The following is a 13,680-nucleotide window of genomic DNA, read 5'->3' as shown; positions in this document are numbered from 1 at the left end:
AGCGGGCGGACGTCAGTTGGCGGCCTGCTCCGTCTCGTCGAAACGCACGGACGTCTTGGTGGCAGACGTCTTGTTCGTGACAGGCGTCTTGGCGGACGATTGCGCTTTGCGAGGCGATCCAAATCCGATGTCGGCCGCACGATTGATCAGCCGCCGCGCCGGGTTCTCGAAATAGGCATAGGTGCGATCGGCGATAATGGTCAGGATCGCGCAGCACGCCAGTGCGAAGAGGCCAAATTGATCCGGACGCAGACCAAGCGTGGTCCATAACGGCTTGAATACGGCGATGAGTACGGCGTCGTGCAGCATGTAGATCGAGTATGAGGTGTTGCCGAGTCGCCCGAGGAGGCGGCTACCGGGAATTTGCACGAAGGCGCTCTCCCCGACGGCGGTGAGCAGGATCGCGCAGAAGAACAGAATGATGGCCAGATCCGGCTTGGCGAAGACGTTCAGGACAAGCACGGAGATCGCGAACAGGGCGACGCCGGCGAAGAGAACTGGCTTGTGCCGATACGGACGCGACAACCTGAACAATATGGCGAGCAGGATTCCATTCAGGAAGCTCGGCAGCGCACGGAGCATCCCGTAGTCGTAATTGGCTCCATACATCTGCGATCGTTCCTGCCAGATCGGCAGATGGCCGTGGGCCAGGACCAGATAGAGCGCCGCGACGATGGCGGCCAGCACCAGCGGATGGACCTTGCGTGCAAGCAGCATAAGCAGGGGAAAGATCAGATAGCAGAAGAATTCCGCGCTGATCGACCAGGACGGAGAGTTGAAGCTCAAATGATCGGTAACGCCCCAGGCTTGAAGCAGCACGAGGTTGTACAGGAAGTCCAGCGGCGTCGACCTCGCCGATCGGTCCAGACCGAACCCGATCAGCAATACGAACACGAGTAAAGTCAGAAGATGCAGCGGATAGATCCGCGCGATGCGGCGGATCATGAATCGGGAATATGCCTTGAGACCACGGGCGTCAGAGGGATAGGAATAGGAGATCACGAACCCGGACAAGATGAAGAACATGTCCACGAAAAGGCCATAAGATCCGTTCCAGACCGGTGCAACGCCGCTGTCGATGGTCTTCAGATGGAAAATGAAAACGCCGAGAGCGGCAACGAAACGATAGAAGTCGAGGACGACGAACCGTCTGGCTTCATTGGCTTCCATCGTGTGTCGAATTCCTTGCGTGACGCTACCTTCTGCTTAGCGGTGAATTGTGACGCAAGTTCGCTAGGCCGCGTTCGACGGTAGGCGAATAGCCGTTATGCGGTTTATGCCTCGCGACAAGGCAGCCGCCTAATTATTGAACGGCGCCGGAACTTGCCTGAGCTGGTCCCGGCGCCTGAGATGTTGATGCGATCGTGCGGACAATTCGCCGTGGTCAGACGAACAGGAAATCGTGGCTCGTCAGGCTGGCGACGTTGACATTTTTCAGGAGGATCGAGTCGCTGGCCGAAAGCGTGACCAGGGCGTTCGCGCCGGACTGCGTGATTTGCAGATGGCTATAGTCCTGGGCGAGGAGCTTCGAGATCTGGATCACGTCGTGAGTGGCGGCGTTGCCGGCCTGGAAGTTGACGATCTGGTCTTGGCCGTGATCGTAGACGATCGTGGTCGAGCTCGGCGCCGCCGAGAACAGGTCATTGCCGGCCCCGCCTTGGATCGTCACGCCGCCGGCAACCGCCGTGACGTTGTGCGTGCCATCGGTTTTGGTGGCGTCGAAGAACTGGAGTGCGTTAGCCGAATTGTAGTTCTCGTGTTGCGTCGTGCCCGCCTGTCCGTTGAAGTTGAACAGGAAGACGTCCTTCGAACCGTCGACGTTGTTGGCGATCTCCTGGGTCTTGGAACCGGAGCCGTCGTAGATGTCGGTCAGCTTGCTGCCGTCGTTGTTGATGACCTGGGTATAGTCCAGCGTGCCATCGGCGTGGGTCCGGGTAAGCTCGACGATATGTCCGGAGGCATCGAGATGCTGATGCTGCGTGGTGTAGGACTGCCCCTTGATGTTGTAGCTCCAATTGTCCGACGTGCCATCGGCGTTGGTAATGTACGCGGCGGTTTTGACGCCGTTGGTGTAGGCGGTCGTGGAGCTATAGCCGTCGATCTTCGTCGTCACCTCGCTGGTCAGAACGCCCTTGGCGTCGTACCAGTCCGAGGTTTTGGTCCCATCTGAGCTCTGGACAAGCGTGAAGGCGAGGCTGCTATCGGCGTGGGTGCGCACGATGTTGGTGAGGAAGCCGGTCGAATCGTAGCTGTCGTGCTCGTTCGTGTAGGTCTGCCCCACGATGTTGAACTGGAAGACGTCCTTCGAACCGTTGGCGTGGTAATCGGTCTCCGTCATCTTGACGCCGGAGGCATTGTAGTTGCTCACCACGCTGCTGCCGTCGCTATTGACGACCTGGCTGTAGTCGAGCGACCCGTCGGCGTGCGTGCGGACGACTTCGGTTGTGACACCGGAGGGGTCGAGGTGCTGGTACTGCGTGGTATAGCTCTGACCCGTTATATTGTAGCTGTAATTGTCGTGGCTCTGGTCCGCATTGGTGATGTAGGCGGCGGTCTTCACGCCGTTGGTGTAGATCGTCGTTGCGCTGTAACCGCTCGTCTTCTCCAGGACCTCACTGGTGAGAATGCCGCTGGCGTCGTACCAGTCTGAGACTTTGGTGCCGTCGCTGCTCTGCTGCAGCTTGAAGGCCAGGCTGCCATCGGCGTGCGTCCGAACCAGCGAGGTGAGGAAGCCAGCCGCATCGTAGATATCGTGCTCGGTCGTGTAGGTCTGGCCGGATACGTTGAGAAGCCAGATATCCTTGCTGCCATCGGCGTTGTAGTCGGTTTCCTTCGTCCGCTTTCCCGCCGCGTCGTAGTTGGTGACGACGCTGCTGCCGTCGTTGTTGATGGCTTGCGTATAGTCGAGCGTGCCGTCGGCATGCTTGCGGGTCACGGCCGTGACCTTGCCGGATGGATCGACGTGCTGGATCAGTGTGCTGTAGCTCTGGCCGGTGATGCCATAGGCGTAATTGTCCTGGCTGCCGTCGGCATTCTTGACATAGGCGTTGGTCTTGACGCCGTTGCTGTAGAGCGTCGTCGAGCTGAAACCGTCGGACTTTTGGACGACTTCGCTGGTGAGGCCGCCGGTGGCATTGTACCAATCGGTCGTCTTGGTACCGTCCGTCGTTTGCGTCAGCTTGAACGCCAGGCTGCCATCGGTGTGGAGGCGCGTCAGGGTCGTGAGAAAGCCGGTCGTATCGTAAACATCGTGCTCGGTCGCATAGTTCTGGCCCTTGATGTTGTAGGTCCAGACGTCCTTGCTGCGATCGGCATGGTAGTCGGTCTCGACCAACTTGACCCCCGTGGCGCTATAGGTGGTGATCACGCGACTGCCGTCGCTGTTGTAGACCTGTGTCGAATCGAGCGAGCCGTCGGCATGGCTGCGGACCACCGAAGTGACCTTGCCAGTCGAATCGAGGTGCTGGACCTGGCTCGTGTAGCTCTGCCCCTTGATGTTGTAGGTATAGTTGTCCTGGGTGTGGTCGGCGTTCTTGACATAGACCGTGGTCTTCACGCCGTTGGTGTAGATGGTCGTCGAATAATAGCCGTCCGACTTTTGCACGACTTCGCTGAGAAGCGTGCCGGTCGTGTTGTAGGTGTCGGTGGTCTTGGTTCCGTCGGTAGCGAAATGGACGGAGGTGGTCTTTACGCCACCGGTGTAGCCGATCGCGTCTTTGGACCCGTCGGTGTAGACGATCGTGGTCGAAGTAGGCAGTCCGCTCGCGTTCAGGCCGGTGTCCGCTTTCGACAGGAGGGTGCCGCTGGCGTCATACGTTTTCGTGCTGCTCCAGGTCGCGGCCGAGTTCGTGACCGAGAAGGAATGGCCGCCCTGGATCTTGGACAGCGCATTGCCGTAATGCGCGATCATATAGTCCATCGTCGCTTTCGAAGCGACGGGCAGGACATGCGAGTCGGTTAGCGTGATGGTTTTAAGCGCCGTCGACGTGCTCAGGTCGGACAGTTGCGGCACGACCTCGGCAGCCGTACCGCTGACACTGGTTCGGGTGTCCGGCGGAATCGGGGTGGTCGCGGGCGCGTCGATCTCGATGATCAGCGGGTGATCGCCGACCGGAATCGTAATGGTGCTGACGTCGGTGTAGCTCGCGATCGCGATGGTTCCGGTCAGCGTGTCGTACACCTTGACCGAATGATGCATGCCACCCAAATTTACCGTGACCGTCTGGGCGGGATTGGAGATCTCGGCATCGGCCGGATCATTCCAGAGCTTCGGCTCCGCCCAGACGACCAGCTCGTAGGCGCCATTGCTCTTGCCGAGCACCATGCTGTTGCCCGAGGCCGGCATGTTGCTCAGCGTGTAGTTCAATGGATTAGTCGGCTGCAGGCCGCCCTTGCCATCATCGGCCAGAATGCTCGTCAGGTTGTGAATTGCCGTCGCGGCGAGCTTCGGCGTTCCGTCGGAGTTGAATAAGCCAAAGTTGGCTTCGGGATTGGTGTTGCTGGCAGACGAGTCGCGGTCGAACATCTCGTAGAGATAGGTCGCACTCACGCCAGCCTTGTAGGCATCGACCAGGGTGTTCAAGATCGACTTGGCCTGCACCGTCTCGTCGACGCCGAGATATTGGGTGTTGGCCTGGGTGGTGTAGCCAGTCTCCGTAATCACGACGGGCTTTCCCGGCGCCGCGGTCGAGACGGCGCTCAACGTGGCGGCAAGTGAGCTGCTGGTCGTCAAGCTGGTGCTGACATAGGCATGCGCATTGGCGAAATCGGCCGAGCCCGACATGTTGCCGAGCTGGCTGTAGCCCTGGGGATCGTTGTAGGCGAGCGACAGATTGAACACGGGAATGCTGGAAAGCGTGCCGTCTGCCTTGACCGCCTGATAGAGCGCGCTTTGGAACTGGGCCGCGGCGCCAAGGCTCGAGCTGCCATTGTAGCTGAAGGGCTGGTGATTGGCCTCGTTGAGGCCCTCGATGGCGCTGATGCTGCCCGGATGGCTCGCCACGAACTTCTCGAGCGACACTATATACTTCTGAAGGCCGGCCGTGCCCAGCTGGGGTAGGGCGGAGGACACCAGGAAGTCGAACTTGTAGCCGGCAGCCGCCAGCCCCTCAACGACCGGTTGTGCGGCGGGGCTGGTTCCCATCGCGTCGCGCAGGTGGGTGACGCCGAGATACTTCAGGTCATCGACCATCAATGCGAGGTTGTTGTAGTCGGTCCACCCGAAGCCGGCATGCGTGTTGACGCCGATGGAGTTGATGAAGCCGCTTGCGGAGAGGATGGTTTGATCTGACGACATTTCACACTCGAATTTCTACGCGAACGAAATTGCTCGCAGGGATTTGCGTTCAACCTTCTCGATCGAGTGTGAATTTCAGATAAAAATCGGAGCTACAAATCGAGAGCGATCAGCAGTTCCTCGCAGGAACAGGTCGACTCTGATTCAAGACAATAACGATGTCGTGCCGACGCAGCATGACCTGAACATGGCGCTTCCAAGAATTCGCAGAGTTTCACTGCTGAATATATGCGCATGTCGCGCTTCAATAATGCATGTGAGTTCGGGCGTGGATGCGGTGAAACTGTCAGGCCGACCCGATGCGCTGGTAGAATTTTGCCGGTACGGGCAAACCACTCAGTATTCTCGTACTGGTTGCCAGTCACTTTGCCGCATTTCGGGGCGAAGCAGAGAGTTCCACGGTAGGAACTTCGCGAACATGAGCGGAGTGTCAGTCGCCTCAGATCCAAAGAGGATTTGCGAGAGGACCGGTCGACAGATCAGCTTGGGCGGGCCATGAGGAGAAAGTTTCCGCGCCAGCCGACCGCAGCCGTGACGATTGCGGCGATGACGATTTTTCCGGCAAGCCACGTCACCGGTTCGCTCGGCGCATGACTTAACGACGCGATCAGGATGGCGGCTGCGAGCGCCTGAAGCACCAGGGGCCAGCGCGGGAACGCCTCGAATCTGAGGGTAGGGCCAAGCCCGGCCGAGATCGCTGCGAGCGTGGCGATCGAGGCGAAGGTGACTGCTGCTTGCGGCGACAGGCCGGCCCAGACCGCAACCAGGGAGAACGCCGCAACCATTGCAAGCTGCCCGGCAGCGACGAGGACGAGCCTTGTCGCGAGCTTTTCCAGGTGGGGAACGACCGCGATCGTCGCCTGCAGGTGGGTATGGAGGAAGTAGAAAGCAGCGACCGCCGGCCCTGTCGCCAGGAAGCCCTCGACGCTCTCCCGCGGGACCAGGATGCGCGCCGCGTCCGGAATGAAGGCGACAAGCCCGCCCAGCAGGACCAGGGTCGTGCAGATCATGAACTCGAACATGTGCCGCGCCGATTGTCTCGACGTCGTGGCGCTCCCGTGCTCGAAATCATTGACCACTTCAGGATAACTCACGGTGTGGATCGCCGCATTGAGGACCCAGAAGGGACGTTGCAGCAGGTCGAGCGCAATGGAAAATCCCGCACCGGCTCCTGTGGCGCCGAGTCGCCCGACGACGATGATACGAAGCAGAACCGGCACGGACAAATGGATCACGGACGCGCCGGCCGCAAGCATGCCGTAACGCGAGAAGTCCTTCCAGTCAGCCAGCATTGTTCGCAGCGACACGCGATCAAGCGGCGTGCGATATGCGATGAGACCGGCAAGGAGCCCAAGCAGGTGACCCAATGCGATGCCGAGCAGCGTCGCTTCGGCCGTGCCTGAGATCATTCCGCCCAAGACAGCCCCGCCCAAAAGAGCCGTCGCACGCAAGGCAAGAAGGCAGGCGGCGGTCCCCAGCCGGTTCGACAGACGTACCGACAAGAAATACAAATCGGTCGAGCCCTGAAGAACGGCCACACTCAGGCCGAGGACGACCAGCCGTGGCGTGAGGCCGCTGATCAAGGAGGCGCAGCTCCCGACGGCAACGAGCGCGCCGGCGCTCATGAGCGCCGCCGCAAAGAGCGACGATCTCAGTCGAGCAGCCTCGCTCTCCTTGGCGGCCGCAAGAAAGCGCAACCCCGCGAGCTGCAGCCACTCGAACATGAGGACACAGAGCAACTGGCTCGAGGCCATTGCGAGAGAATAATTGGTGTAGTCGGCGGCAGGCAACAGTTGACTGATCACAAAGATCAGGATGATCGCTGCTGCGCTTTGGTAAACGTAGCCGGCGATCGCGAAGAGACGTGTCATCTCGGAATGAAGCTACTCTTTGCCACCGCATGCGCATGCGGCGCCCCGGCTATTGCTGGACGCACCGACGACATCCGTTGCTGACGCAGTTGTTCATAAAGGTTCTTGTACGACGACAATACGTCGGAAAAGATCCACTTGTTCGTGTCGGCGATAAGCCGACGGCTGATCTCGTCGATCTTGTGTGGATCCGCAGCGATTTCGCGCATGCTCCTGGCTAGAGATTGTGGATCCGCTTCGGTCAACCACCCCGTCAGGCCATGCTCGATCGCCTCCGGCATGCCGCCAAAGTGCGTACCGAGCAGCGGCCTGCCCGCCGCCTTGGCATCCGCGACGACGAGCGGGCCGGGGTCGTGCCAGATGGACGGCGCGACCACGACGTCGACTTGCCTGTAGAATTCATCGGGAGATACGAATCCCATGAACTCGACCCGCGCATGCGGCGCCAGTGCTCTCAGGCGCTGTTGCTCCTGATCGCTCAAGCGGCCGGCAATCATCATCCGGATCCGATCAGGCGGCAGCATGGCAAGCGCTCGCATGAGATTGTCGATGCCCTTCTCCTCAGTGATCCGTCCGATGAAGCCGAACGTCACTTCCGTCGTGCAGACCGGCCGCGGGTAGGGTGAGCGCGGCGGCTCGGTCGAGGCATTGCGGATGACGGTGCGGATCGGCGTTTCGGCAAACATGCCCATATCGGTGTGAATGGACAGGACGCGCTCGCTGACGCCGACCACGGCATCGAGCCAATGCGTCGCCCGCTTGCGGTGGTACGTCAGGATTCCGCAGCTCGTACAGGTGCGTTCGCAGGAGTGGCCCTTGTCGAAGCGGGAGCAGCGTGGACACGTCAGATAGTAGTCATGAAGCGTGTGCAGGACCGGAACTCCGAGCTTGGCGGCTACCCGCCAGATCGCCGTGGTCAGGCCCGATAAATTATTGGAATGCAGCACGTCCGGCTTGAAGGCGCGAATGCGCTCCGCGATCATCGGGGCCTGGATCTGCCAATCGTCGATCGCATGCCAGATGCTCCGTTTCGCGACGTTCTTTTGCTCCGTGAACGGCGCATAGACGTTTTGCACCGGTGCGGAATAGACGTTGATACCGTTGCATAATTCACGCCCCTGCTCGGGTGCGGATGCGGCGCGCACCACCTCGACCTCGTCGCCGCGCTGAGCCAGGCCCTCGGCGAATCTCCGCGCGAAGATCTCTGCTCCGCCGACGATCTTCGGTGCCTGCGGGGTCGGATAAAGTGTGGATGTCAAAAGGATCTTCATCGCGTCAACCTCTTTGTGCCGATCCGATTACCGTGCCGGCCGTATATCCAGTGCGGGAATGGCGTCATTATTGGCGGCGATCAGGACCGGCGTGCTCGAAACCGGCAGCCAGATCCCGGAGGCAGGCCTTGCGGTTGCATCGCAGGGCGCCGCGAAAGTCGCACCCGGCAGATCGCCTCTGATCCGGACCTCGTAGCGTCGATCCGGATCTTCGGACCAGACCGCGACTTTGCCGCCGGTGGTCGAGGATGCTCCGATCGACATCACCCCGGTGGCAAGGCTCCTACGTTCCGCGGTTAGGGTGGAGCGGATGAATGCCCAGGCGCCACGCGCCGCGCAGGCTACGGGTTTGGGCGAATTGTCGAAACCGTAGACGCCAAAATTGTCCTCCAGCTCGGCTGGATTCTGGCCACTGTTTTTGAGCTCATAAATCCACATCCCCTTGAGCCAGCGCGCCGCTGTCGAGGCCCACAGGATGAGCTGTGCCGTGTTGTCGGCCTGGGCCTGCTCGCTGACACCGCATTTGTTCGCAGCCGTGGTCCAGCCAGTTTCGGTCACGTAAATGGGGAAGTCGGGATTGCCGCTCGCTTGGCCGACCAGCCGATGGAACGCAGTGAGCCGGTCGATAATCTCGGTCGAATTGCGCTTCGACGGCGCCATGCAGAAATTATAAAGATGAATCGAGGCGCCGTCGGCGTATTGAAGAATACCGGTTTGCAGCATCTTCTCCGTCCACGTCCAGCCGGGATCGTCGCCGATCGCGCCGACGACGAAAGGCGCATTCGGCACCGCCTGCTTGACCGCCGGCCGTGCTGCCTTGGCGAGGGCCAGGTAATTCTCGGCCGAGAATGCAGCGTCTTTCTTCGCTGCCAGATTCCACTCGTTCCAGAGTTCGAAGATCGGGCGCTGCGGCGCTACCGATCGCGCTGCCGCTGCCGCATAGTCCGCGAACCGCTGCCGGGCTTCGTCCGTCGTCGGGGGTGACGAGTTCGGAACGAGGTGATGACCGAATGCAAGGATGAGGAGCGGCCGGGCGATGCCGGACTGAACCTGCGCGTCGAGCCTGCCCAATCGCGGCGTGAAGCCCATCCGACGGCCAGGCAATTCGAAATCAGACCAGGGAAAATCATCGCGGAAGGCGTTAAAGCCCAATTGCTTGATCTGACCGACGTTCACGGAGGGCACGTAGCCTCGCGAACTGACCGGCCCTCCCAGTCCCTGATGGGTGCCGATACCCAACAGGAATCTGCTCTCAAGCGTTTGAGCCTGTTGAGCGCATACCGGGACCGACAGAGAAACAGACGCGATGACGCTCGCGATCCAGAGCAGCCCGTTGCGACCCAAGGTGCGGTGGCCTGCCATCGCCTGGATCATACTCGTCATCATGTCTCGCCTGCCGCAACTCACCTCAAAAAGGCTTCGAGAGGTCCGATTGCAGCGCCACGTTCTGCTCGACTCCGCTCTTGTTGTCGTCGAGGAGTTCGACATAGACCTGATGCAACTGGCGGTGTGTCTTCTGGACGTCGTAAAACTGCTTGAAGCGATCGTAGCCGCGTTGACCCAGGACCTTGAGATCCAGATCGAGCATCCGTCGGAAGCCGTCGATGAGAGGTTGAACGGCGACAGGTTCGCAAAGCACGCCGGTGACGCCGTCAACGACGATTTCAGGGAGCGCTCCGCTGTGGAAGGCCAGGATGGGCTTGGCCGCGCGCATCGCCTCCAGAGCGACGAGGCCGAAGGCCTCCCATCGTGACGGGATGACGACGAGATCGGCCGCCTCCAGCTGAGTCTCGATTTGCTGACGATCCAGCCAGCCTAGCAGCGAGACGTTGGCGGGAACCGCAGCTCCGTCGAATTTGTTGACGACGGAGGCGCCTACAATGCGGACATCCAGGACGTCTTCGAGGGATCGTGCGGCCTCGATCAGGAGATCGAAGCCCTTCTGTCGATCAAGGCGACCGATGAAAAGGACCTTGGCCTTCTTTGAAGTCCAATTCGTCGCAACGCCGTGCGGCAGCGGGCGGCTCTTGGAGATGCCATTGTGCACCAGGGTCAGACGGTCAGTCGGAATTCCCGCCCGGACCGCTTCATTGAATTCATCGCCGGAAATGCAGATGATACGATCCGACGTGCGGGCCAGAAGAGTCTCTGCAGCTTTTGCCGCCAGATGGCTCAGGCGGCCGGTCTCTCGCGAGAATGCCCAGCCATGCGGGCAATAGACGACGCGAGGACCTTCAGAACGAGCAGCCAACGCGGGCCTGAGAACGAGTCCGGCAAACGACGAATGGAGATGCATGACGTCAGGCTTGAAGGCGTCGAGCGCCTGCATGCTCGCCCGCAGCATCTGAAACAGTCCGGCGATGCTGCGGCCCGATCTGTCGAAGGTTGTGATCTGGCTGTCATCGATTCCAACGAGGTCGTGGCGATGATCCGATGGCACAACATAGTGCACGTTCTCCGCGCCGAAGCTCGCTTGCTGCTGCGGATGCAATTCGTTCAGGTAGCTCGCTATCCCACCCCGGATGGTTTCCGCGACATGCAGCACCTTCACCGCCTGCCTTGCGGAGGATTGAGTTGGGAAGATCGACATGGCGCATCCTTAATTGAGCATCAACGGATGCGATCACATTCCATCCAATCCATAGCGAGATTTAGGCAGCGGTGTGGTGTTGTTGCGCCGCGATGTTGAAGCTCGCTTCCTTCGAAGTCGAACGTGCGCATGGAACTCGCTGGATGCCGAGCCGTTGTTAGTCGCTATTCGCGCGACGCGAGAAAACCCAACAATGCTCGCGCCGACTCTTGCCACGAATATAATGCAAGACGATCCTGTTGCTTTCTGCGCTCCTGATCAGAGATTGCGCCAACTGCCAGCCTTTCGAGCATAAGCTGCTTCAGCGCTTGAGCGTCGTTGGCGCAAAAATAAGCAGCTGCTTCGCCGCACGTTTCCATCACCGCGTCAGCCGTGGAGGCTATGACCGGACAGCCGAAGATCATGGCTTCCAGTGGCGGGACACCAAAGCCCTCGTATAGAGAGGGAAAGACAAACGCCAGGGCGTGTGCATACAGAGCTGCAATCTCCCCGTCCGCCAGGCGTCCTGCCAGAAGCAGGCCCGATTCGCTCTCGCCCAGATTGTCTTGAAATACCTTGCTGTTATCTCCGCCGACAATGACGAGCGGAACGTCTTTTCGTTCGAGTAGCCGCGCGGCCTCAATTGCAACGGCAAGATTCTTGTTCTTGGTTCTGGAGCCGACAAAGAGAAAATATTTTCCCGGCTGAAGCCCTAGTCGGTCGAGAATACCGGGATTACGCGTTGTGGACGCGAAATGCTCCGCGCTGTTGGGGAATATCGGAATGTCCGTTTTCGACAGGCCAAGCATTGCAGCCAGTTCATTGCGAGAAAAGGCCGATACGGTCGCGATCGTGGCCCGGCGTGCAAGCAGCCGACCCATCGTTCGGTGGACGGCCAGATAGCGCCAATTGAAGAAATCGGGCCGGCGGAAGACCTGTGCGTCGTGGATGACGACGATATGATCGCGATGAAACACAGGTCCGGCATTGGCCAGACTGATCAGGCGACCTCCAGCGGCGGCGCGCGCAAGTTCAATCTGATCCCAGGCATGTCCGCTCAACCGTCCTATCTTGCGAATCTTGATGCGAGTGAGATTGATCGTTTCGCTCGTCTCGCTCGGCACGAGCAATTGCCACTCTGCTCCTCTGAGGGCAGCGGGCAATTGGTCGGACGCAAGCAAGACATCGATCGCTTTGACCAGTTCGGCGGCATAACGCTGAACGCCGGTCAGTTTTTGCGAGAGAAAGCGGCCGTTGATGAAAAGTTTCAATTGTGTGCCGTTCGGGTTGCCGATGCCACAAAGCGTGATCGCGATGTGTGCTTTCGAACCAAATGTGAGCACGGAAAGAAGCAGCCTGAAGGCACGGAATTATGACGACATCGATCGCATGATCGCGCTGTTCGTTTGATGCTCCCAGGAACACTTGTTGAAAGACTTGGCGGGCAGGCGGGAGCCTTTGTGGACGCGCGTCTGATGTTGCGTCGACCGGCAAGGGACGTCCCCGTCTGGTTAACTTGGGATGGCTGACATCCGAAGCGCCTGGCATTAAGCTTGCCGATGCGAGGGGGATGTTCTCCAATGCTGAACCCTTGCCTCTACCGGTTCAGTCTGGCAATGCGGTATATGAGGACGAACAACGGAGTTTATTTTGGCCCCCGTGGTGGTTACCGGCGCTGCCGGCTTCATCGGCATGCATGTCTGTGAGCGCTTGCTTGCGCGCGGGGAACGAGTTGTCGGCATCGACGCAGTAACCCCTTACTATGATCCGGCGCTCAAGCGCGCTCGCCTCGAGACGCTCAAGCATGATGCCTTCACATTCCACGAGATCGATCTTGCCGATTTCGCTGCGGTGACGCGCGTGTTCGACGAGGTCTCGCCCGACCGCGTGGTGCACCTTGCGGCGCAGCCCGGCGTGCGCGCGTCGATCGACGATCCCATCACCAGCATCCGCGCCAATTGTGATGGCTTCATCACGGTGCTCGAGGCCGGCCGGCGCCACGGCCTGGCGCATCTCGTCTACGCCTCCTCGAGCTCAGTGTACGGCGCCAATCGCACCTTGCCCTACTCGACCGAGCATTCGGTCAATCATCCGGTCAGCCTCTACGCCGCGAGCAAGAAGGCCAACGAGCTGATGGCGCACACGTTCGCACATGTTCACAAGCTGCCGGTGACCGGTCTTCGCTTCTTCACTGTCTATGGTCCATGGGGCCGGCCTGATATGGCCGCCTGGCTCTTCACGCGCGCGATCTTTGCGGGTGAGCCGATCAAGCTTTTCAATCATGGAAATATGTGGCGCGATTTCACCTATGTCGACGACATCGTCGAGGGCGTGATCCGCACCCTCGATCGCCCCGCGACGCCGAATCCCGCGTGGAACGCCGAGCAGCCGGAAAACTCGTCGAGCTATGCGCCGTATCGCGTCTACAACATCGGCAACAATTGCTCGGTCAACTTGATCGAGTTCGTCGAGACACTGGAGAACATCATCGGCAAGCCTGCGATCCGCACGCTTTTGCCGATGCAGGCTGGCGACGTCCTCGAGACGCGTGCCGACATTTCGGCCCTGCAACGCGACGTCGGCTTCACGCCCTCGACGCCGCTGGCGGATGGCTTGGGTCGCTTTGTCGAATGGTATCGAAATTATCACCGCGTATAACCCCCTCTCTTGAGT

8 protein-coding genes are annotated in these 13,680 nt (G+C 60.0%); 1 reads left to right on the top strand and 7 read right to left on the bottom strand.

Annotation, left to right across the window (positions count from 1 at the left end; all coding sequences use genetic code 11):
* Nucleotides 1–12 precede the first annotated feature (12 nt).
* From IVB40_RS28185 to IVB40_RS28155, 7 genes are all read right to left on the bottom strand, one after another.
* Nucleotides 13–1,170 (bottom strand): acyltransferase, encoded by a 1,158-nt coding sequence (locus IVB40_RS28185; RefSeq protein ID WP_247816945.1) that lies wholly within the window; start codon nt 1,168–1,170, stop codon nt 13–15.
* A gap of 214 nt (nt 1,171–1,384) precedes the next feature.
* Nucleotides 1,385–5,296: an MSCRAMM family adhesin SdrC gene (locus IVB40_RS28180; RefSeq protein ID WP_247816944.1), complete on the bottom strand. Its 3,912-nt coding sequence runs from the start codon at nt 5,294–5,296 to the stop codon at nt 1,385–1,387.
* Between the two features lie 479 nt (nt 5,297–5,775).
* Nucleotides 5,776–7,167 (bottom strand): hypothetical protein, encoded by a 1,392-nt coding sequence (locus tag IVB40_RS28175; protein WP_247816943.1) that lies wholly within the window; start codon nt 7,165–7,167, stop codon nt 5,776–5,778.
* Nucleotides 7,164–8,438 (bottom strand): glycosyltransferase family 4 protein, encoded by a 1,275-nt coding sequence (locus tag IVB40_RS28170; RefSeq protein WP_247816942.1) that lies wholly within the window; start codon nt 8,436–8,438, stop codon nt 7,164–7,166. The genes IVB40_RS28175 and IVB40_RS28170 overlap by 4 nt, the downstream gene beginning before the upstream one ends.
* Before the next feature lie 27 nt (nt 8,439–8,465).
* Nucleotides 8,466–9,812 carry a glycoside hydrolase family 5 protein gene (locus tag IVB40_RS28165; RefSeq protein WP_247282724.1) on the bottom strand — a complete coding sequence of 449 codons (1,347 nt, stop codon included), beginning with the start codon at nt 9,810–9,812 and terminating at the stop codon, nt 8,466–8,468.
* Nucleotides 9,813–9,846: 34 nt separating this feature from the next.
* Nucleotides 9,847–11,028, bottom strand: coding sequence for a glycosyltransferase (locus IVB40_RS28160; protein ID WP_247466380.1), 1,182 nt, complete (start codon nt 11,026–11,028; stop codon nt 9,847–9,849).
* 164 nt (nt 11,029–11,192) lie between these two features.
* The gene (locus IVB40_RS28155) at nt 11,193–12,278 is read right to left on the bottom strand and encodes a glycosyltransferase family 1 protein (protein ID WP_247819604.1); all 1,086 of its coding nucleotides are present in this window, start codon (nt 12,276–12,278) and stop codon (nt 11,193–11,195) included.
* Nucleotides 12,279–12,657: 379 nt separating this feature from the next.
* On the opposite strand from IVB40_RS28155, the gene IVB40_RS28150 reads away from it, so the two are divergent.
* Complete coding sequence (locus IVB40_RS28150; RefSeq protein ID WP_247816941.1) at nt 12,658–13,665, top strand: NAD-dependent epimerase/dehydratase family protein; 1,008 nt, start codon at nt 12,658–12,660, stop codon at nt 13,663–13,665.
* Nucleotides 13,666–13,680 lie beyond the last annotated feature (15 nt).

The sequence above is a fragment of the Bradyrhizobium sp. 40 genome, from assembly GCF_023100925.1.
In the GTDB taxonomy this organism is placed as follows: domain Bacteria; phylum Pseudomonadota; class Alphaproteobacteria; order Rhizobiales; family Xanthobacteraceae; genus Bradyrhizobium.
Note: the sequence above shows the minus strand (reverse complement) of the source record. Positions and strands in the feature narration are given on the sequence as shown.

Excerpts from the sequence above, each read along its gene's own strand:
- IVB40_RS28185 (WP_247816945.1), bottom strand. The coding sequence starts at position 1,170 with ATGGAAGCCAATGAAGCCAGACGGTTCGTCGTCCTCGACTTCTATCGT.
- IVB40_RS28180 (WP_247816944.1), bottom strand. The coding sequence starts at position 5,296 with ATGTCGTCAGATCAAACCATCCTCTCCGCAAGCGGCTTCATCAACTCC.
- IVB40_RS28175 (WP_247816943.1), bottom strand. The coding sequence starts at position 7,167 with ATGACACGTCTCTTCGCGATCGCCGGCTACGTTTACCAAAGCGCAGCA.
- IVB40_RS28170 (WP_247816942.1), bottom strand. The coding sequence starts at position 8,438 with ATGAAGATCCTTTTGACATCCACACTTTATCCGACCCCGCAGGCACCG.
- IVB40_RS28165 (WP_247282724.1), bottom strand. The coding sequence starts at position 9,812 with ATGATCCAGGCGATGGCAGGCCACCGCACCTTGGGTCGCAACGGGCTG.
- IVB40_RS28160 (WP_247466380.1), bottom strand. The coding sequence starts at position 11,028 with ATGTCGATCTTCCCAACTCAATCCTCCGCAAGGCAGGCGGTGAAGGTG.